We start from the raw sequence: 22872 nt of genomic DNA on the forward strand, positions 1-22872 counted from the left end.
AAGAGCGCGTCTTGACCGGCTGAAAAAACAGCTTCAAGACGCGCTTATTACGTTGTTTAAAGTAATGCAGACTGCTGTCCCAGATGTCTGGTTTTTATCCCATTTATCCTAAGGATTCATCATAGCAGGCACGGGCTCCGCCAATGTATTTCGGCCTGGTACGGGCGGTGACCACGTGGGCGGCGCCGATATACCTGGTCTTTATGCGGACTGGAACGGCTACTGCCTTTAAGTGCATGCCGATCAACGTGTCACCGATATCAATCCCGGCATGGGCTTTAATGGATTCTACCGCCACCGGGCATTGCAGGGTCTGGTAAGCCGCAGTGGCAAGAGAGCTGCCGGCTTTTAACTGCGGTACTACATTGACCGGTTCATAGCCATAGAGCATGGCTGCTTCCTTTTCCAGAATCAAAGCCCGGTTTAAATGCTCGCAGCACTGGGCTGCAACATAAATCCCCTGCTCGTTAAAAACTTCATAAATGGCAGAAAACACAGTCTGTCCGATTTCCGCGCTGGAATGGGAACCGATCCTGTGGTCGGATATCTCGCTGGAGGAGCATCCGATTACGACCAAGTCCTTCTCATTTAAGTGTGCCACTTCCAGCAGCTCTTTTGCAGCCATTGCGGCCTGCGATCTGATTTCATCCAACATGATATGGCCTCCTCCTTATGAGTCTATTTTTTATAATGCCGCACGGATGACAGCAGCCATTTCCTCATATTCTTTATCTGTCAGATATATTTTGTCCGGATTCATGGTAAAGGTGCTTCCCCATTCGTCCATGCCGTTATATTTTGGAACAATGTGCATATGAAGGTGACATCCGGTGTCGCCGTAAGCGCCGTAATTTACCTTATCCGGGTTAAATACTTTATGGACAGCCTTAGAAACTCTGGCTACATCAGCAAAAAAGGCATTTCTTTCCTCATCATCAATATCAACCAGCTCGCTTACGTGATCCTTATAAGCCAGAATCACTCTGCCTTTTTTACTCTGCTCTTTAAATAAATATAAAAATCCTGTCTCCATTTCGCAAATAGGATAGCCGAATTTTGCAACAAGATCTCCCTTCATACAGTATGCGCAATTTGGATCTTTCATAATCATGTTCCTTCCTTCTGCCGGAGCATTGTTTTAGTTTTCCGGCCTGTTCTGTCATAATACCGTTTCCATGAGATGCACTTCACTCTGGAAGATTAAGCCCTGCTTCTAATATGAGCGGCCACCTTGGCATCCTCTTTTTTGATGTGGTTGATCAGCCAGCCCGCAATGGCACTGTTGACTTCACCTACAAGAATGATGGTCGGGCCTTCCTTTTCCAGCTTGGCACAGATTCCAGCCACCACCTTTTTAAATTCCTCGTGATAACGTTTGTGGTTTACATAATCCGGATACTGATTCTGGATCTGGAGCTTTTCCTCATTGCCGAAATGCTTTGCGGTATACTCCTGCAGGAACTTGGTGGTATTAGCCAGTTCCGCACGTCCTTTCCCTGTGGAGCAGGCAGTAAGCAGGTTATTGACTGCATCGATCAGCTGGCGATGCTCGGAATCAATTAACTGGTTGCCGGTTTCCAAATCTTTTGAAAATGTATATGCCATATTGCTGTCTCCTTATCTTAAGTTTTAAACTCATTCTACACTATTTCCAGATAAATTCCAACCGTTATTTTACTGCCTCCTTAGGGGGATCCCTGCTTTTCCCATTCGGAATATCCGCCCTTAAAATGGGTATAAAAATGCCCGGCGCAGGAGCAGCCGGGCAGATACTGTCATATAATTTGGAAACGGATGATAAAGCAGCCGGGTTTAAATATTTCCCATCCTGGAAAGAGCCGCTTCGTCTGCAACAATGGTAACATCCGGATGAAGCTGTAAAATAGATGCCGGAACTTTAGAAGTAACCGGTCCGCAGATTACATCATGAAGGATGTCTGCTTTCTCAGCTCCGCTGACGATCAGCAGGATCTTTCTGGCTCTCATTATGGTACCGATACCCATGGTATAGGCTTGGCGCGGAACTTCATCAATTGATGCGAAGAAACGCTTGTTGGCTTCGATGGTGCTTTCCTGAAGGTCTACAATGTGCGTATCCTTTGGGAAGATGTCGGATGGCTCGTTGAAGCCAATGTGACCATTGTGCCCAAGTCCTAAGAGCTGTAAATCAACACCGCCCAGGCCTTTGATAATTTCCTCGTAGCGGGCAGCTTCTTTGTTGGCGTCAGCTTCCATCCCATTAGGGATGTTGGTATTTGCTTCGTCAATGTTTACATGGCGAAACAGATTCTCACGCATAAAATAGTAATAGCTTTGATCGTTTTCCCTGGTGAGTCCCTTGTATTCATCAAGGTTCGCAGTCTTTACCTGGGAGAAATCCAAATCCCCTTTGTTATACCATTCGATCAATTGCTTGTAGGTGCCTATAGGTGAGGAACCGGTAGCCAGTCCAAGAACACAGCTCGGTTTCATAATAATCTGGGCAGATATTATATTGGCGGCCTTACGGCTCATATCGTTGTAGTCCTTCGCGCGATAAAGCTTCATTTCTCTATCCCTCCATACGTTTAAAAAAAATTTTTATATATTCTTTTCATAAGGATATCATTTTTGTGTCATAGATGCAATGGCATTTTGCATAAAATAATTATAAAGGAGTGATGGCATGCCTAATTATCGAAGACTAATCTCATATATTTATGCCTATGAAGGCGCAGTCAAAGGAAAAAACATCGGATTTGCCAAAATAGAGACGAGAGGGGTCCAGTGCAAGATTACGGTCAGTGTCAAAAGAATATATGTGGGCGGCAATGATATCGGAGTATACTTATTAGCCGCAGACCAGGAAATATTCCTGGGAAATATTTTTATACGCGGTGGTTCCGGTGAATTCAGGACTGTGGTATCGGCTAGCGATATAGAACACTCCGGAATTAACATGGATCAGTGCTACGGACTGACCATCCATGATGTGAAAAATACATGGCGTTCCTATACGACCATTTGGGAAGATGCTGTTGCCCATGCGGCGGAAGTCGATCTGGAGAGTGCGGCCAAGGTTGTTTTGGAAAAGGAACAGGCCGATATTTCAGAAGAACAGATAAAACGGGCGGTACGTGAGATCGAGGAAGAATTCCCGCTTAAGCCTGATGAACCCCGGGAGATTTCCCAGGCAGAGATTTTACAAGATGAAACAATTGAGGCCTCCTCTAATGACCGAACGGTAGAAGAGGATGTTTTGGTTGCCGAAGAACAGGAACTGCCGGAAGAGGAAGATCTGCAGGCAGAACACCTGGATGAAGATGATCAGAGAACAGTTGATGCAGATATGGATGTTGCCGTACCAGCCGATGAGGAACCGGTAAAAACAGGATCAAAAGATGGTGAACAGGAATGGATCATGTCTGATGAATCGTTAGCGGAAGAAGACGGCTTACAGTACACAGAGGATTCGGAAGAAGACCATTCGTACATAGAGGAATCGGAAAAAGGTCTTCAGTACATGGAGGAGTCAGAAGAAGACCTCCAGTATGCGGAGGAATCAGAAGAAGACCTCCAATATATGGAGGAACCGGGCGTAGAGCCAGCGAAAGCCGGTGAGCCGGATGAAGCCTGGGCCAAAGCAGAGGAGCCGATGCAGGAACCCCGGCAGAGTGACATGCAGTCTGCGGAGCAAGTTTCCGGAGATTGGAAAAATGACGGACAGGAAGACATACCGAGTGAGATGCAGGAGAAGGAAGATGAGCAACAGGAGGCTGGGAAAGCGGTGGAAGCCCAGGAGAGCGAAGCTGTATTCAGTGAGCCTTATCCCTTCAGCGCCCAGGATGGAATCGGTGAAACCACTTGTTACCGGGCAGATGCTGTGATAAAAGAAAGCATGGGTAATCAGGAAGTACGGCCAAAGCTGGGAAATCCTGATGAATTAGAGCGCCTTCGCCAAAATGAGATCCAGGAAGATAACACCCATCATATGATTTGGGAAAAGTTGAAACGTGAACATACAAGGATTCTTGCATTTGATTACGAGGATGGCTGTGAAATTCTGACCATAAAGCCCCAGGATATCGGTGTCCTTCCAAGGGATACCTGGGTTTATGGCAACAACAGCTTCCTTCTGCATGGATACTATAATTACCGTTACTTAATTCTGGCAAAACTATTGAACCCAAACGGGATGCCCCGTTACCTACTTGGAATTCCAGGGCATTATTACAGCAATGAGCGATACATGGCTTCTATGTTCGGCTTTCCTAATTTCGTTCTGTCAAAAGATCAGCCAATGGAAGACGGCCGGTTTGGATTCTGGTATACCGATGTAAAATTAGGGGGCTAATTTAAGCCCCCTTATCGGCTTGCCCTGATTAATCCTCAACGCCTCGAAGCATAGCATTGGGAATCAAGGGTTTTAGGATGTTTAAGAATTGATTGAGCTCTTCTCTGGAAAAAGGCTGGAAACCGGGACATAGGACCTGGTCCGAGTCCACATAGTTTTGCAGGTAATAATTAGGACAGCCTGTCAGCCATTCACCGATATCTATAAAATCACGGAGGCTATGGATCCCTTTTACCGCCGTTGTGCGGAATTCAAAAGGAATGGTTCCTTGAAGGAGAAAAGCAGCGCTTTCCTCAATGTCCTTCATCCTTAGCCCCCTGATTCCCGCTGCCTTGGGATAATTATCCCTGCCTGCTTTAATATCCATTGCCACATAGTCCAAAAGTCCGTTTGAAGCCAGATTTTTTAAGACCTCCGGCCGATAGCCGTTGGTATCCAGTTTAATAAGATAGCCCAGATCCCGAATTTTCCGGATAAAGGGTTCTAAATCCTCTGACAGGGTGGGTTCTCCCCCAGTAATGCAGACACCCTCTAAAATTCCTTTTCGTTTCTTTAAAAAACCCAAAATCTCCTCTTCACTGAACAGGGATTCTGCCTCAATGCCGATCAGCCCGCTGTTATGGCAGAAGGGGCAGCGGAAATTGCAGCCGCCGAGAAAGATCGTAGCTGCCACGTGGCCGGGAAAATCCAGAAGCGTTGTTTTTTGAAGACCGCATAGTTTCATACCTTCACCATTCCTTTGTTTCGTGATATACTTATCCCAGTATATCACATTTAAATACCCGAGGGTATGTAATATTGAAATACCCTGGAGGTGTCCCAATATGCCTAGAAAACATGGGCAGTAATATTAATAGCAAAGAGGAACAAATATGACAACAGATGAGAAATATATGCGCACAGCAATAAAACAGGCTGAAAAGGCAGGCGCCATTGGTGAAGTCCCCATCGGCTGCATTATTGTTTATGAAGATAAGATCATTGCCCGCGGATATAACCGCCGCACCATTGATAAAAATGTCCTGTCCCATGCGGAGATCAATGCCATCCGCAAAGCGTGCAGAAAAATAGGGGATTGGAGGCTTGAGGGCTGCACCATGTATGTGACCCTGGAACCCTGTCCCATGTGTGCCGGAGCTATTGTTCAGGCCAGGATCCCCAGAGTCGTTATCGGCTGCATGAATGCTAAGGCCGGCTGTGCTGGATCGGTGCTTGATATGCTTCATGAGGAGGGCTTTAATCACCAGGTTGAAACGGAAACAGGAGTTTTGGGAGAAGAATGTTCTCAAATGATGAAAGATTTTTTTAGAGAGCTGCGGGAAAGGAACAAGAAAAAACAGGAAGATAAGTCCTTTATAACAGAACAGTGATATCATTCAAGTCTCTGAATTGAGTTTATAACTCAGTTTGGAGGCTTTTTTAATTTGCTTTCGGGGAATAAGAAGTGTGTTATAAAAACGATGCTTTTTTCTGTTTATCTATAAGATAATTTAAGAACGGGATTTCAACAGTTAAAATATCAGAGCATAGATGAAAATGCGAAAACAATGGGCAAAATTGCTCCCAACCTCAGGATACTGAAGCGATGATTATTGCCTAAGTAGCTGTTTATGCCATAAAAATGGCCGTTTCTGACATCATACAACATTTATTGTTCTTTTTATTATATATTATGCTTGCAGACTCTTTGCTGCAAAAATATGAATTAAAGGAGAAAGATGAGTATGAGGGGCAAAAGAAGACGATTTGTTAAACAATTGTTTAGCTATCTGCTTTGTGTGAGTATGGTAGCGCCGGGCATGACACCGATTGTATCATTCGGTGCGGAGTACATTAACAACAGGCCGAGGTATGTAGACTTTGCAAGCCCGGAAGCATTGACGCTGGAAGAACTTGGGTTTGACCAGAATGAGACAGAAGCGGCGGTGGCGGAAGATGACGCCAGTGAGACCGCTGCCACAGATCCTTCGGACGAAACCAACACGGCAGAAACGCCGGAAGTGGAAGAGAGCCATGAGGCAGAAACCAGTCCGGCAGGGACGGATGAAGAGGAAACCAGTCCGGCAGATACCGATGGGAAAGCAAGCGGTACTGAAGCAAGCGGTACAGAAGAAACCGGAAAATCAGATTCCGGATCGGAAGGGACCAAAGAAGAGAACGGCACTTCCCTTACGGAAGAGAACAAAAAAGTTGACATAACTCTGGAGGAACAGGAAGAGACCAGAGAGCCGGAGTTGTACTACGACTACGATCAGTACATCGATGAGCCGGAGGGACAACTGGTACAGTTTAACGAGTCGTACCGTACCTATCGCACCGGAGAAGGCCAGTATGTGACCGTTGCAGGCGGTTATTCCGGCTTATACCGGGATGAGAACGGAGTGGTCGGGCAGATCGATAACAGCCTGACTGAAACAGAAGAGGAATACACCGTTGGTACGCCCTCCAGTGCCCTCCCCCGCTCCAGGGCCAAGACCGTGGCCGGCTATGGAAACAGTGCGGGAAGCAGCAGAGTATTGTTTCCAGAGAAAATCAACACAAGTCAGGGAGTCTCCATCGAAAGGGAGGGACACCGGATCGAACTTATCCCGTCAGGGGGAAGCTTTAAGAAGAGTGCCGTATCGGACAACACCATCCGCTACAGCGACGTATACCCTGGCGTTGACTATCAATACAGCCTGGTAGGGAACACACTAAAGGAAGATATTATCCTGCTGGAAAAGACGGAAAGAAATCAGTTTTCTTTTTCTATAAAGACAGGGGGCCTAAAGGCGGCCCAGGAGAAGAATACCATCATCCTTTACAGCGATAACAAAAGGCAACCGGAATTTGTTCTGGAAGCTCCCCTGATGATCGATGCAGATGGGAAGACCAGCGAAGACCTGGTGATGAAGCTGAGCGGTGAGGAAGGCAGTTACCGTGCCACTGTTACAGCGGATAAAAAATGGCTTCAGGATGAAGACCGAAGCTACCCGGTTCGGATCGACCCTTCGGCTGTCAACATGGTTCCCAGCGAATTTGTGCTGGTAAACGTGGCTGACGGACAGCCCTCAAAGTTCCTGGGAAATATGGGACCAATGTATGCCGGATACAGGGAAGGCTTTGGCAATATGAGAACCTATATTGCCATTAACGGAGACTGGACTCAGGTCATGGGCCAGGCAGTCTGTACCCAGGCCACATTCCGCATCGGCACACAGACTGGCAACGGGGTAGGGAAGACCCGTATTGAGCTGCGCGCACCGGGGAAGGAATGGAATGCAACCACCCTCACCTGGAATCAGTTAAAAGAACCCCTTCCGGAACTGATTGATGTTCTGGATTCTCCAGGGCCAGATCAGACCCTGGAATATGATATAACAGCCATGATGCAGTCCTGGATGACAGGAAGCAGACTTCAAGCCGGGTTAGAGCTTCAGGCGGCTAACGAGCCTAAGTCTGAAGCCCAGGCGCCTCTCCGGATGCCTGCGGAGAGCTTTTACAACCGGGATCATACAGCTATGGGACCTAGAATCGACATCTCCTGGGAAGGAGAGCTTTTGGGAGACTTAGCCCTATTGGATATCAACGCCCTGACAGCACAAGTGAATCCGGCTGTTAAGGAAAGCGAATCCGGCGGCAGGACAACCATGGGAGTTCTGGCCCACGGGATCTCTCAGGCCGGATCAAAGGTAACATGGGAACTCCGGGAGATGGATCATGAAGCAGCGAAAGATGTAGTAACGGCAGAGGATTCCTATACATCTCCTGATTTTTCAAAAGAAATAGCATTTATTGAGGCCTTTAACAGCCAGGCAAAGACAGGAAACTGGCAGAGTCAGGCTCTGGAAAGCGGTTTAATTTTAAAAACTGATACCATCTATCAGGTAATGGCTGTGGCAGAAGGTGTTGTACTGGAGGAGGATCCGGAAACCGGAGAAATGGTGCCGGGAGAGGAAACAGCCACCAGCGAGGAGAAGCTCAGTGATGAATTCCTGCTCTATGAGGTGCTGAGTCTGGATCTATTAACCCGGATTGCCGATCATTACGGGGTGGAGGAGAAAACCATCCAGAAGGACAACCGTTTAAGCAATGGTCTGACCTTCTCCGGAGACATTCTGTTTATCCGTAATCCTCAGCAGAGTGCGCCATATACTCCAAAGCCCCTGACTGATGCAGAACAGATGATGATTGACATGCTGTTAAACGGTATGGGGAAAGACTGCGTATTCAGTCATGAGCCAATTAACATGAATACCGGCGATTTCTTTATGCAGCAGACGGACGCAGAACTTGAAGAACTGGGCGGAATCTTTGCATTCCAGAGAAGCTATAATTCCATCGCAGCCCATTTCCTTTCCGAGTTTGGAATCGGCTGGAGCAGCCCCTTTGGTCAGAGGCTGACGGTTAGATATAACGGAGATATTTTATACCGGAAGGATGACGGCGGAGCCATTAATTTTGCAAAGCAGTCCGATGGCAGTTATCAGGCACCCGATGGCTATGATATGGTTCTCGTGTCAGCAGATTCCATTGACTTGGAAACAGCAGATATCCCCAGTGAAGATGAGGAAGAGGGAACACCTTCAGAAGCCAGTATCAAAACCTATGCCCGTAATTTCTCCTTCTTAGAAGATGGACCGGCTGTTATGACGGAAGAGGCCGAAGAAGCTGAGGAAGATGGAGAAGAGGAAGAAGAGGAAGATAACAGGGTTCCGGAAGCTACGGCCTGGGAGCTTAAGAAGTCAGACGGCACAGTGCTGACCTTTGATGCCAGGGGTCTTCTGCGTTATGTCACAGACCGGAAAGGATACCGGACCGTCCTTCTCTATGACGAAAATGATGATGTACGCCAGATAAGAACACCCTCAGGGAAGCTCTTTGACTTGACAGCAGATGAGTACCACCGCATCACCTCTGTCACCCTGCCAAACGGCGGCATAATCACCTATGGGTATGATGAAAGCCACAACCTGATCTCCGTTACCGATCCGGAAGGTGGGGTGCGCCGGTACGAGTATGATGACACCCACCATATGACTGCATGGTATGACGAGAATGGAAGCCGTATCGTGGAGAATGTCTACGATAAAGATGGACGCGTCACCAGCCAGACGGATGCCTTGGGAAATACCACCAACCTTGCATATGAGAACGGCTGTACGGTATCAACGGATAACCGGGGCAATGTTACCAGATATTATATGGACAGCAGGAGGAGGATATCCAGAATTGAATATCCGGATGGAAGCAGCGAGAGCACTATATACACAGAGGATAACCGGGTCGCCGGAAGGACGGATGAACGGGGTGTAACAACTTCCTATACCTATGATAAGAACGGAAACATTCTGACAGAGACGAGAGGTGACGGAAGCCAGGCCTCATATACTTACAATGACTTAAACCTGCCCCTGACAGCGGCTGATTATGAAGGAAACGTGACCACCTTCACGTATGATGAGTCAGGAAACCTTCTGTCCATGACAGATGGTGAGGACAATACAGTCCATTATACCTATGATGAGTTAAATCGAATGGTATCCATAAAAGATGCCAATGGAGGAACACATAAGTTTACTTATGATGGAGCCGTAGTGGCTTCTATGACCGATGGAGAAGGATATATCTGGACGTTTGCTTATGATGATATGAATCACGTCCTGGAAGCTTCCGATCCCCTGGGAAATACCAAGTCCTATGAGTATAACTTAAAGGGATGGAGAACCTCCGAAACGGAGAAAGACGGCGGAACCACAAAATATGAGTTTGATGCCGTAGGAACGGTTTTATCCATCACAGATGCCATGGGTGAAGAGACTGCATTTAACTATGATAAGATGTACAACATCCTGTCCGGCCGCGATGCCCTGGGCAATACCCTGGATTATGTATACGATGAAAACTATAACAAGATAAAGGAAAGAGATGCCAAAGGAGGGGAAACCCATTACACCTACGACAGCCGGAACCGTCTGATAAAGACTACCGACGTTTTGGGACAGGAAATTGCCTATGAGCTGGACGGGAAGGGGAATATCTTAAAGACCACAGACCGCCGGGGGAATATAAGGTCAACTCTATATCATACGATTTTAAATTTACCTGTTCTCAAAAAAGATGCTCTTGGCAATGAGACATACTACAGCTATGACCACAATGGGAATCTGAAAAAGGTCACGTATCCGGATGGAACATCCATATCCTACACTTATGACCGTGCCGGAAGAATGGTATCCACCACAGCCCAGAACGGCTTGGTCACAAAGCTGTCTTATGACGGAAATGGAAACATCATTCGTATTAACGATGATGAGACCCGGGTGTACCAATTTAAATACGATCTCAACAACCGGATTGTAAGGGCAGAAGATCCTTTGGGTGGAATTACTCTCTACTCTTACGATGGGGCTGGAAACCAAAAGAAAGTAACTGATGCCGAGTCAAATGCCACAGGCTATGCCTATGATGCTGCAGGCCGTTTAAAAGAGGTAACAGATGCCCTAAACGGCTCAGTAACCGCGGAGTATGATCTAAATGGCAACACCCTGAAAACCACGGATCAGAACGGCACCAGCACCAGCTACCATTATGATGTCATTGGCCAGGTACTTGCAGAGGTAGATGCAGCAGGATTTATCACTGCCATGGAATATGATTCCCTGGGCAATGTGGAGAAGGTGACAGATGCTCTAAAAGGCGAGACTTCCATGGAAATGGATGCCTTAAGCCGCACTACCAGGATGACTGATGCCATGGGCCATGAGTATAAATATACCTATGATGCAAACGGCAATGTGATCCGCGTTCTTTATCCGGATGGAGACAGTGTGGTCATGGTCTATGACGCAAATGACCGGATGATAAAGAGTATTGATGAAGCTGATGTCATCACTTCCTATACCTATGACCCCATGGGCCGGATCACAGAAGCAAAGGATAACATCGGCAACACCATGACCTATGAGTACGATGAAAGCGGAAATCTGGTAAAACAAACTGATACCATCGGAAGAAGCGCTGTTTACGAATATGATAAATTTAACCATTTGATATCCGTAACTGGTACGGATCTGGCTACGACACGGTACGGCTACGATGCCCTGGACCGGCTCACAGAGGTGACGGATCCGGAGGGAAAACAAACCTCCTATGAGTATGACAAGGTGGGTAATCTTGTTAAGACCAGATCGCCAGGCGAGGCTGTTTATACCTATGCCTATGACGCCATCAACCGTCTGACGAAGAAAGTGAATCCATTAGGGGCGGCCACTACCTTCCAGTATGATGCAAAGGGAAATTTAACCGGCACAGTTGATGGAGAAGGCGCAGAAAACTCTTATGTTTACGATGCCACCAACCGCCTGACCACATTTATTGATGGAAGAGGAAACGGCACGGCTTATGAGTACGATGAGCTGTCCAGGCTCCTCTCCTATACCACAGCGGAAGGAAATAAACAGGAATACCGCTATGATGCAGACAGCAACTTAACAAAGGTGAAGGATGCCAATGGCCTGATCACAGAATACCAGTATGACGTGATGGGCAATCTTGTAAAATCTATTTCACCAAAGGGGGCAGTAACTGCTTATACCTATGATAAGCACGATGAGGTAACCAGTATCACCGACCCTGCAGGGAACGTGACGGCCTATGAGGTGGATTTAAACCGCCAGGTACTTTCCAGACAGGAAAAGAACGGAGGAACGTACAGCTACAGTTACGATGCCGTACATCGTCTGACTGGTGTGAAGACCCCGCTGGGCTTATCCCGCAGCTTTACTTATGACGTAGCCGACAACATTGTGACGGATACGGATACTTTAGGCCGTACCAATGCCTATACCTATGACATCATGCACCGCATGACAAAAGCCGTGGATGCCAAGGGTGGGGAAACGGAATATGGCTATGATGTCAGAGGAAACCGTAACGCAGTCACCGATGCTCTGGGTTATACGTGGAATTACCGGTATGACAAGATTGACCAACTGACAGCCAGTGTAGACCCGGAAGGCAAGGCAACAGAAGTGGCTTATAATTTAGTAGGCGAGATCGCTTCGGTAACAAAGCCGGGAGAGAGAACCACCAGCTTTGGTTATGATAAGAATTACAACCGGACAGCGATAACGGATCCCAAAGGATATATCTACGAATATACCTATGACAAGGATAACCGCCTGACGGATACCAAGGATCCTCTTGCACAGACAGGACATATCACCTACGACAAGGGAAGCCGAGTTACATCGGTGAAGGACAAGATGGGCCTGACGGAAAGCTACACCTACGACCCTCACGGCAATGTCTTAAGCGTCCAGGTAACCAATGGCCTGATGACCAGATTCAGTTATGATATCCTTGATCACTTGGTAAAGGTAACCATGCCAAGCAATCTGACCACAACCTATGCTTATGATGTGATGGGAAATGTCACGGCAATGACGGATACCATGAAGCGGACCACGGCCTATACCTATGACTTGGAAGGAAATATGACTTCTCTGGTGAATGCAGAAGGCCGGAAGGAGCAGTCCGCTTATGATGCAGGCGGTCGGATAATCAGCCATACTACAAACAGCGGCGACACGATCCGATATGACTACGACAAGCTGAACGATCTGGTGGAAAAATCCTATGAGGATGCAAACGGACAGAAACAGGCGGAAGGAGTCGTTTACGGTTATGACGCCTTAGGCCAGAGAGTCTCCATGATGGACACAACCGGAGAGAGTACCTATGAGTACGATTCCCTTGGAAGAATTACCAAGGTAACAAGTGGTTCCGGTCAGGCAACAACCTATGCTTATGACGGTGCGGACCAGTTAGAGAGCATTACCTATCCGGATGGGAAAAGCGTCCATTATCAATATGATAAAAACGACAACATTACCAAGGTAACCGGAAGAGACGGAACAGTTACTAGCTATATCTATGATGCGATCAACCGGGTAACAGAAATCCACCGTCCAAACGGAATCAGCACCTACAACACCTACAATGCCAGAGACCAGATCACGGAGATGAAGAATCTCTGTGATGAAGATGGCTGGATAGCCAGCGAGTACCATTATACCTACGATGACCGAGGCTTTATTGTAGGGGAAGATGTGGTAGAATCCTTATATGCCTACGCCTGGGATGACAAGCATGACGGAAGACATGAAAACGGAAAGCATGATGATTTGTATCCTCATGGAGACACCCATAACAACAAGCACGATAAGGATGCAAAGGACAATTACCAGATCATCGGAACAAAGCGGACCTTTGAGTACGACGATGACGGGAAGCTTTTAAAAGCCACAGAAGAGGAAGAGCGCCAGGGAACTTATGTCTACACCTACCGCTATGACGATATGGGAAACCGTACCTTCTACTCAAAGACCCGAAACGGCACCGTTTTGGAAAGCGCAGAATACACCTATAACGCCTCCAACCAGAAGATAAGTGCCAAGCTGTATGACGGCAAGAAGAATACTACCATGAAGTATGAATATGACGCCGATGGAAACCTGATTTCCGAGACAGGAAAGAAGGGAACTGATAAGGTAGAGCTGACCTATGATTATACGGTGGAAAACCGCTTAAAAGCCGTTTTTGATGCGGATGAGCTTTTGGTGGCAGCAGCCTATGACGGGGACGGAAACCGCCTGTTCCAGTTGAACTACAACCTTCATACGGATGATGACTGGAAAGGAAACTCCGGCAATGGAAACGGAAATAACAAGGACAACACCGGAAGCGGGAACAGCGGAACAAGTGTAGCAAGTGGAATAAGCGGAGTCTTGGCGTCCATTGTGGAGTTCTTTACGGGAACAGGGGAAGAACCGGAAGCAGAACCGGAGACCCAGGAAGAGTCCAACGGGAATAAGAACAAAGACAAAGGTAATGACGGGAACGCCACTAATAATGGGAAAGGGAATGGCAACGGAAAAGATAATTCCAGTGGGAATAACGGGAATAGTGGAAATGGGAATAACGGGAATGATAGCGGAAATAGCGGAAATGGCAATGCCGAAACCGAAAGCTCCAATAATGGAACCGAAACCGCAAATGGAAGTGGAAACACCAACAATACCGGAGGAAGCCAGAACCAAAGCGGAATCCTGATGCCCCAAAAGCCAGTTTCCGATGTGGAACAAGGATTAATTGATCTCATTAAAACCACAGGTAAGTATAAGAACTATGAACTGATCGAATATGTCAATGATGTCAACCGGGAATACACGGAAGTGTTAATAGAAGTGAACATTGACGGAGAAATGGATACAGCTTATACTTATGGAATAGAACGTCTTGCCATAGAGCGTTTCACAGGCTGGACAGGCTATTATACCAATGATCCCAGAGGAAGTGTAACCGGAGTAACCGACAGCGAGGGAACCTTGTGGAAGTCCTACCGCTACAGCCCGACCGGAGATATAAACTTTGGAAAGCCGGAATATAACAATGTTTACAGCTACAATGCAGAGGATTACAACCCGAATCTGGAATTCCAGTATTTAAGAAGCCGTTACTATGATGTGGAACGTGGAGATTTCTTGACGGAAGATACTTACCTTGGACAGATCACAGATCCACTGAGCCTGAATCGTTATAATTATGTAAAAGGCAGTGCGCCAAATTATGTAGATCCAAACGGAATGTATTCGGTGCCGAAATCAGCAGCGTCCTATGATTCGAAAAAAGAAGATACTTATGGAAATCAAAAGGTAGGGAGTGAATACGCAGCAACGGGTGTAAAATATGCGAATTTAAAAGACATAAACCGTATGCAAGAGGAGGCGGTAGATAATCTTACCCGATTGATGAATCTTGCTAAGAATTCGAGTATGGCAAAATATTGTCAGATATTTAATGCAGGAAAGCAATTAGGGGGATCAACTTTCTGGAAGATCCTGGATAGAGAGACGATAGGGAAAATATATGTATTGTTCGGAGACACATCCCGTTATAATTATACGGATAAACAATTCTGGGAAGACAGCGATAGAATTTGGAAAAACATAATAGAAAAAATATATGGGCCGGGAACTCAAGATGCAAGTGAACTAAAAAAACTTCGTAAGATATATGAAGCAGGGATTGACGTGGGATATGGACTAGGGCTTACAATGCTCTTGTCATTTCTCAGTTCTAAAGGAAAACAATCTGTAAGTGGAGGAGATTACAAGAGTGTTTTAGTAATGGATCAATATGGAAATACCTATTCCGTGATGGTTCCGCAGGCAGTGATTGAGGGTGGTATTTCAGGAGAACTGGGAGCTGGAGCAGCAATACTGGGAATGACTGGAGGTAAGGGGGATTCTGGAACTAAAAGGATTGATGATATACTGGAAGGTGCCACCGAGACCACTAATAATGCAGGAAAAGCAAGAAATTTTGAAAAAACCGGAGGTTTTGAAAAGACACTTGAAGATTTCAATAGTTTAAATCCGTCAAATGTAAAAGACATTCAAACAAAATATGGCCCAGGAAAAGTAGGAACTCTGAGTGATGGAACAACAGTTGTAGCGAGACCTGGAAGTACCACTGGTGGGCCAACATTAGAAATAACAGTATCTAATAATAAAATATATAAAATCAGATATTAATATGGAGGTGAATATGGAGCAATGGGAAGAGGTTTTTAAAGGCATGATACCAAGAGGAAAATACCAAGTTTTGTTAGAGAATGGTGAAGAAAATGGCCTATTAGTTCGACTTGAGAGTAAAAACAATTCGGTATATATTAATTTTGGTGCTGTATCTGCTTTTAGAATGCTAGATGAAGGTATTGTGCTAGATAACTTATTTGAAGAATCTCAGATTCAGAAATATAAAAGGGAGGATTTTGCTAACGTTATTTATAAACTTGAAAACGGAGAATTCGGCAAGTTTGTAAAAACAATTGGTGGTGATTTGTGTGAATATTTGGGTTTAAAACATTTTGTTATTATTACCATGAATTACATAATTGAAATTATCACAAGGTGGGAACCACAAATTAATATGAAGAAGTAATGTGTGAAACAAAAAATCCTTACTTTTATGGTGCTTTTTAAATGGTGTACCTGTGACATAACCTTATAAACACCGTAATAAAAAAGAATTTTGGCGGTTACATCACCTTAGACAGTACAGAACCCTAATTACAGCACCTTTAGGATCAGGGTATAGCCATAGTATTTGAACAGCCCCGTATTCTCGCCATACAGCGGTCGGCACTGCCGACCGCTGTAACCGCAAGGGGCGCTTCACAGCCCCTTGCTTTATCCTGCTCTATTTTCGAACCAGTACATATGGGCTAAAATTTGCCTGAAAATGGGTTTTGGTGATGACTCGCACAATGGCATCTTATTTTCTTTGGAGGAAAACATATCGGTGAAAAATCGCCTTCCCTTCTCCAAATCGGCTCACATTTGTTTTTGACCCCATATATGAGCAACTATGCCAATTCTGTCTTTTTGAAGGCACACTGGGCAACACGAGCGTACACGGGCTAAGGAGAATGAATTGCTGATAGGAGATGTGGTTAGGGTAGAAGCTTGCTTGGAGGGGGCATTTAAAATTGTCATGAAAATGTAAGAGAAAATTCTGATGATGGAGGCTGAACCCCTCTTTTCAAAAAAATCTGCTTATGGTAAAATGGGCAAACCGGGGGTTATAGGGGGGATAGAATGAACCTCATCTCTTTGGGATTTGGCCGACAGACGAAAAAACAGCCACTGATTCCGTGACATGATATGATCCTCCATAAGTAGATTTTGGTTATTTACCATGTCTACTTATGGAGGATCATATCAGGATTCAGTGGCTATTGATTTACAGTTTTTCAATGTACTTCATAATGCGGATACCATCTGCGATGCCGCAGGAGTACAGATAGGATTCATTTTCAGCCATGTCAAACCCTTGAAGTACTATGTATTTGTTTAGGATATCCCCCTCCTTTTTGGGGAGCTTCTTGAGAATGGACTCTGCTTCTTCAAAAAATAGCAATTCTGATTCACAGCTTTCTCTTTCCACTTCTTTCTGGTGTAGCAGTATATCAATTCTCCACAATCACCAGATCTATAAGTTCTTGCTCGTTCATGTTTTTTGTCACCTCCTTTGAGCCAAACGATACTGTAACAAGCCTTAGGAGTCGATACCACTATGTAACAAACCCAACCTCAGCTTTTGTATCATACCTTACAAATCGAAAAAATCTATCCAGAATGACTTGCAATCACAAGGGACCAGAGGTAACATACACCAACCTTGAAAAAGGATTGCCCTGTAAAATTCTGGGTTTTGGAAGTGAATAGGCTTAATCTCCCTTGCGGTCATCGTAGCTTTGTGTGTAAATCGGTGAATAACGCTTATCAGCTGAGGTTGCCGGCGGTTTTATCATTTCAGGATGGAGACAGGATAAAAGGAAGGATGACATCTGAGAAAAGAAAATATCATTTATGTGGGAATCGACCTGCATAAGGAAACTCATACGGCAGTCATGCTTGATTGCTGGAATCGGAAATTAGGAGAAATAACCTTTGAAAATAAGCCCTCGGAATTTTCTAAGCTGACGAGAAAGGTCAGCCGTTTTGTGACGGAGGAGAAGACGAAGACCGCTGTTTATGGCCTGGAAAATGCCTACGGTTATGGACGGACGTTGGCAGTGTGGCTTCTTGAAAAAGGAAATGTGGTAAAGGACGACCTATAAGGTATGGGGAGAAATTCGCCTAAGAAATAGATTATGAGGATGATTTATGTAGTGGTTGTCTGGTGGTCGATGGAACAGGCTGAACCCCTCTTTTCAAAAAACCATATATGATAAACCGGGGTGGAGGGGATTATAGGGAGAATTAGGCCATTCTGGAGGTATTCCAAACCCCGTACACGGGAGTGTTAATGGAAGTGAACATTGACGGAGAAATGGATACGGCTTATACTTATGGAAATGAACGTCTTGCCATAGAGCGTTTCACAGGCTGGACAGGTTATTATACCAATGATCCCATAGGAAGTGTCACTGGGGTAACCGACAGCAAGGGAACCTTGTGGAAGTCCTACCGCTACAGCCCAACCGGAGATATAAACTTTGGAAAGCCGGAATATAACAATGTTTACAGCTACAATGCGGAGGATTACAACCCGAATCTGGAATTCCAGTATTTAAGAAGCCGTTACTATGATGTGGAACGTGGAGATTTCTTGACGGAAGATACATACCTTGGACAGATCACAGATCCACTGAGCCTGAATCGTTATAATTATGTAAAAGGCAGTGCGCCAAATTATGTAGATCCAAGCGGAATGTATTCAGTGCCGAAATCAGCAGCGTCCTATGATTCGAAAAAAGAAGATACTTATGGAAATCAAAAGGTAGGGAGTGAATACGCAGCAACGGGTGTAAAATATGCGACTTTAAAAGACATAAACCGTATGCAAGAGGAGGCGGTAGATAATCTTACCCGATTGATGAATCTTGCAAAGAATTCGAGTATGGCAAAATATTGTCAGATATTTAATGCAGGAAAGCAATTAGGGGGATCAACTTTCTGGAAGATCCTGGATAGAGAGACGATAGGGAAAATATATGTATTGTTCGGAGACACATCCCGTTATAATTATACGGATAAACAATTCTGGGAAGACAGCGATAGAATTTGGAAAAACATAATAGAAAAAATATATGGGCCGGGAACTCAAGATGCAAGTGAACTAAAAAAACTTCGTAAGATATATGAAGCAGGGATTGACGTGGGATATGGACTTGGGCTTACAATGCTCTTGTCATTTCTCAGTTCTAAAGGAAAACAATCTGTAAGTGGAGGAGATTACAAGAGTGTCTTAGTAATGGATCAATATGGAAATACCTATTCCGTGATGGTTCCGCAGGCAGTGATTGAGGGTGGTATTTCAGGAGAACTGGGAGCTGGAGCAGCAATACTGGGAATGACTGGAGGTAAGGGGGATTCTGATTCTTATAAAAAGTATGACCCTAAGGAAATAGAAAAAAAATATGGACTGAGCAAAGGAGAATTTCATAGGGATGTAAAACCAGAAATATTATCGGATTTAACTGGCTCCAATTCACCCTATAAAGATTTGATGAAAAAGATGGGGAATAATCCAGATATATATTTGTCCTCAGATGGAAAAATTCAAATCGTTTCAACACAGTTTAAAGGTAAGTCATTTATTACAGACTTAAACATAAATGATTTCTTGCCATAAGTAAAGATGCAGGTGTTCTAAGCACCAAAACAGAACACCTGCAAAGGAGGTCAATATGTCTTATGAAATAAATATTATTGCTATAAATCAAGATAAGCCGATACAACAACCATTTTTTAACTCGTCAATATTACTGCATAATGAAAAAGAAAATATAGATATTAGTAGGTATGTAGAAATCTGGCCTTTTTTTTCGGCAACAAAAGGAATCTTGTATTCATTAGTTGTTGAAATGAATGAAGGGTATTATAGTGCATTCCCGTTATGTGATTCAGATTTTGATGTGAGTCTTCCAGAAGATATGTTGTTGATTAAGGTATTAGAAGAAGAGCGGGAGAACTTGACAGCTTTTATTATCAAAGAAACATATTATAAAGACTTTGTCAAATTAGTAAAATTCTTGATAGAAAATGCTCCTAACAAAAGGATACTCTTCCAAACAAGGTATCAAGGTGGTGACAAGGAGTTAGTAATAGGGGTAATAAAATGGACAGAATTTTTAACTATGTTGGCTCAGAAGCAAATCTTTTTCAATATCTGTTATATCATTGAAGAGGATTGATATTCGAATTGTTTTTTGGACAAAAGATAACAGAAAAATCTCTTATCTAACCCATGTTCACCGCTATCAATACAGTAGGTTGTGGTTGAATGTGTACCCGGCAAAGCTTTGGTGTATGCCAACTTTGTCGTATTTTGACCACCTCCACCGTACCAAATTGTGAATCCTACCACCTAGCGTAAAATTGCTTCAAATGCCCAGCACTGCTGGGCGAAATGGATAGCCGGGTGGTTGCTTTTGACCACCCGGCTTTATCCTGCACTTTTTTCGACCCAGTCAATACGGCTGAAGTTTTCCTGAAAAGTGGATTCTGAAAATGATGCACATAGTGGCGTCCGATGTTCTTTGAGGGAAAACATATCAGCAAAACTGTTATCAATTCTTTCTCCAAATCGGCTCACATTTGCTTTTGTCCCTGTATATGAGCAACTATGCCACCTCCGTCTTTTTGAGGGCACACTGGGGCAGCACGAGCGTACACGGGCTAAGGAGAATGAATGGCTGATAGAAGAGGAAGAACGCCAGGGAACTTATGTCTACACCTACCGCTATGACGACATGGGCAACCGGACCTTCTACTCAAAGACCCGAAACGGCACCGTTATAGAGAGCGCAGAATACACCTATAACGCCTCCAACCAGAAGATAAGTGCCAAACTTTATGACGGCAAGAAGAATACCACCATGAAGTATGAATATGATACCGATGGAAACCTGATTTCCGAGACAGGAAAGAAGGGAACCGATAAGGTAGAGCTGACCTATGATTACACGGTGGAAAACCGCTTAAAAGCCGTATTTGATGCGGATGAGCTTTTGGTGGCAGCAGCCTATGACGGAGACGGAAACCACCTGTTCCAGTTGAACTATAACCTTCATACGGATGATGACTGGAAAGGAAACTCTGGCAACGGAAACGGAAATAACAAGGACAACACCGGAAGTGGGAATAACGGAAACAGTGGAATAAGTGGAGTAATCAGTGAAGCGCTTTCTTCCGTTGTGGATTTCTTTACTGGAACAGTGGAAGAAACCGCAGCAGAGCCAGAGACAGAAGCGAAGTCCAACGGGAACAAGAACAAGGACAAAGGCAATGACGGGAACGCCACTAATAATGGGAAAGGGAATGGCAACGGAAAAGATAATTCCAGTGGGAATAACGGAAACAACGGAAACAGTGGGAATAATGGAAATGGAAATAACGGTAATAGCGGTAATGGTAACGGCAATACTGGAACCGGAAGTTCCAATAATGGATCTGATACCGCAAATGGAAGTGGAAACACCACCAATACCGGAGGAAGCCAGAACCAGAGCGGAATTCTGATGCCGAAAAAACCGGTTTCCGATGTGGAACAAGGACTAATTGATCTCATAAAAACCACAGGAAAGCATAAGAACTATGAGCTGATAGAATATGTCAATGATGTGAACCGGGAATACACGGAAGTGTTAATGGAAGTGAACATTGACGGAGAAATGGATACGGCTTATACTTATGGAAATGAACGTCTTACCATAGAGCGTTTCACCGGCTGGACCGGTTATTATACCAATGATCCCAGAGGAAGCGTCACCGGGGTAACCGACAGCGAGGGAACCTTGTGGAAGTCCTACCGCTACAGCCCGACCGGAGATATTACTTTTGGAAAGCCAGAGTACAATAATAGTTATAGCTATAATGCGGAGGATTATAATCCGAATCTGGAAGTTCAGTATCTAAGGGCGAGATATTATGACGTAGAACGTGGAGACTTCCTGACAGAGGACACCTACCTTGGAAAGCTGACAGACCCATTGACCTTAAACCGGTATAACTATGCGAAGAGTAGTCCACTAAATTATACGGATCCATCAGGAATGCTTTCTATACCGACAGAGAGAAGAGTCACGAATCAAAAGGAAGTAGCAAATCCGAGTAGTGCAACGCCAGTTCCAGGGTATGAGTCAGAGGTAGGATTCATGCAATTCCTAAATGGAACTAAGAGCCGTCTTGAGAAAGCAATACAAAAAGCAAAAGAAAGTCAGGCTGTTAAAACCTGTTTCCTTTATTCCAAAGGTGTCCAATATGGAATGTCAGATTTTTGGGAAATAGTAGATGGTGAAACGGTAGGGAGAGTATTGGCTTTATTTGGAAATGAGACTCAACTCTATACAGATGAGGAATATTGGAATAATCGTTCAGAAGCATTTTTAAATGCTTATAAAGGAATTGATTCTTCTTTAGCCTATACCAATGCTAATGTTGAGGATTTTAGAGATGGAGTGTATTTGGGATATCATATTTCACTCGTTGCATTGATTCCAGTATTAAAGCAAGCAATAGCAGGCATAATGCCCTCTGGATCAATGACTGCTCAGATTAAAGTACAAGGTTTAAACGGATACCAATATAATGCAACAGTAGAAATAGCTGGCAGTGCTGGCGGAGTTTCAGCAGGAGACATAGGTGCCGGGTTAATTATACAGCAGGTTACTGGTTCTGGAAGTGCGAAGGATATTGATAAGGGGGGATCTAAAACAGAAAAGCCAAAGGGCAAGGAAAATTCCAAACCAAGCAATAAACCATACAAGAATAATAAGGAGGCTAATAAACAAGCTCAAAAACATGGGTATAAAGATGCTCATGACTTAAAAAAAGATTATGTTGGAAAAGATAATATGTCAAAGTATGATATGAAATATGATACAAAAACTGGGGAAATATACTTAGAGAGTAAAGACGGAAAAATTCAGATTCCAACAGGATTAATAAATCAACCTTAAAATCAGGAAAGAGAGGCATAATTAC

14 protein-coding genes are annotated in these 22872 nt (G+C 44.6%); 8 read left to right on the forward strand and 6 right to left on the reverse strand.

Annotated elements, in window-relative coordinates:
- Positions 1-103 precede the first annotated feature (103 nt).
- From BMX69_RS20590 to nagB, 4 genes are all read right to left on the reverse strand, one after another.
- Positions 104-655 carry a TIGR01440 family protein gene (locus BMX69_RS20590; protein WP_054791313.1) on the reverse strand — a complete coding sequence of 184 codons (552 nt, stop codon included), beginning with the start codon at positions 653-655 and terminating at the stop codon, positions 104-106.
- A 30-nt stretch (positions 656-685) separates the two neighbouring features.
- Positions 686-1105, reverse strand: a complete 420-nt coding sequence (locus BMX69_RS20595; RefSeq protein ID WP_054791327.1) for an HIT family protein — start codon at positions 1103-1105, stop codon at positions 686-688.
- Between the two features lie 95 nt (positions 1106-1200).
- On the reverse strand, positions 1201-1605 hold the full coding sequence (locus BMX69_RS20600; RefSeq protein ID WP_025230821.1) for a bacteriohemerythrin: 405 nt from the start codon (positions 1603-1605) through the stop codon (positions 1201-1203).
- Positions 1606-1812: 207 nt separating this feature from the next.
- On the reverse strand, positions 1813-2547 hold the full coding sequence (nagB, locus tag BMX69_RS20605; protein ID WP_054791314.1) for a glucosamine-6-phosphate deaminase: 735 nt from the start codon (positions 2545-2547) through the stop codon (positions 1813-1815).
- Positions 2548-2665: 118 nt separating this feature from the next.
- Between nagB and BMX69_RS20610 the strand changes: the two genes are divergently transcribed.
- Positions 2666-4333 (forward strand): hypothetical protein, encoded by a 1668-nt coding sequence (locus BMX69_RS20610; RefSeq protein ID WP_100043385.1) that lies wholly within the window; start codon positions 2666-2668, stop codon positions 4331-4333.
- Positions 4334-4361: 28 nt separating this feature from the next.
- On the opposite strand, the gene BMX69_RS20615 is transcribed toward BMX69_RS20610, so the two are convergent.
- A complete protein-coding gene (locus BMX69_RS20615) occupies positions 4362-5057 on the reverse strand; it encodes an anaerobic ribonucleoside-triphosphate reductase activating protein (protein WP_100043386.1) in 696 nt (231 codons plus the stop codon).
- Positions 5058-5205: 148 nt separating this feature from the next.
- Between BMX69_RS20615 and tadA the strand changes: the two genes are divergently transcribed.
- From tadA to BMX69_RS20630, 3 genes are all read left to right on the forward strand, one after another.
- Positions 5206-5703: a tRNA adenosine(34) deaminase TadA gene (gene tadA, locus BMX69_RS20620; protein ID WP_100043387.1), complete on the forward strand. Its 498-nt coding sequence runs from the start codon at positions 5206-5208 to the stop codon at positions 5701-5703.
- A 354-nt stretch (positions 5704-6057) separates the two neighbouring features.
- The gene (locus BMX69_RS20625; RefSeq protein ID WP_115639880.1) at positions 6058-15912 is read left to right on the forward strand and encodes a DUF6531 domain-containing protein; all 9855 of its coding nucleotides are present in this window, start codon (positions 6058-6060) and stop codon (positions 15910-15912) included.
- A 13-nt stretch (positions 15913-15925) separates the two neighbouring features.
- Positions 15926-16321 (forward strand): hypothetical protein, encoded by a 396-nt coding sequence (locus BMX69_RS20630; RefSeq protein ID WP_054792188.1) that lies wholly within the window; start codon positions 15926-15928, stop codon positions 16319-16321.
- Positions 16322-17122: 801 nt separating this feature from the next.
- Here the strand turns inward: BMX69_RS20630 and BMX69_RS24530 are convergent.
- Entirely contained in the window at positions 17123-17326 is a 204-nt protein-coding gene (locus BMX69_RS24530; RefSeq protein WP_100043388.1) for a hypothetical protein, read from the reverse strand.
- A 427-nt stretch (positions 17327-17753) separates the two neighbouring features.
- On the opposite strand from BMX69_RS24530, the gene BMX69_RS20640 reads away from it, so the two are divergent.
- From BMX69_RS20640 to BMX69_RS24820, 4 genes are all read left to right on the forward strand, one after another.
- The gene (locus BMX69_RS20640; RefSeq protein WP_054792186.1) at positions 17754-18002 is read left to right on the forward strand and encodes an IS110 family transposase; all 249 of its coding nucleotides are present in this window, start codon (positions 17754-17756) and stop codon (positions 18000-18002) included.
- A gap of 188 nt (positions 18003-18190) precedes the next feature.
- The gene (locus BMX69_RS24815) at positions 18191-19519 is read left to right on the forward strand and encodes an RHS repeat domain-containing protein (protein ID WP_100043389.1); all 1329 of its coding nucleotides are present in this window, start codon (positions 18191-18193) and stop codon (positions 19517-19519) included.
- A gap of 55 nt (positions 19520-19574) precedes the next feature.
- Entirely contained in the window at positions 19575-20081 is a 507-nt protein-coding gene (locus tag BMX69_RS20650) for a hypothetical protein (protein ID WP_100043390.1), read from the forward strand.
- Positions 20082-20426: 345 nt separating this feature from the next.
- Positions 20427-22847 (forward strand): RHS repeat domain-containing protein, encoded by a 2421-nt coding sequence (locus tag BMX69_RS24820; protein ID WP_242941307.1) that lies wholly within the window; start codon positions 20427-20429, stop codon positions 22845-22847.
- The last annotated feature ends 25 nt before the right edge of the window (positions 22848-22872 follow it).

Origin of the sequence: Lacrimispora sphenoides JCM 1415 (genome assembly GCF_900105615.1) — a bacterium.
Classification (GTDB): Bacteria; Bacillota; Clostridia; order Lachnospirales; family Lachnospiraceae; genus Lacrimispora; species Lacrimispora sphenoides.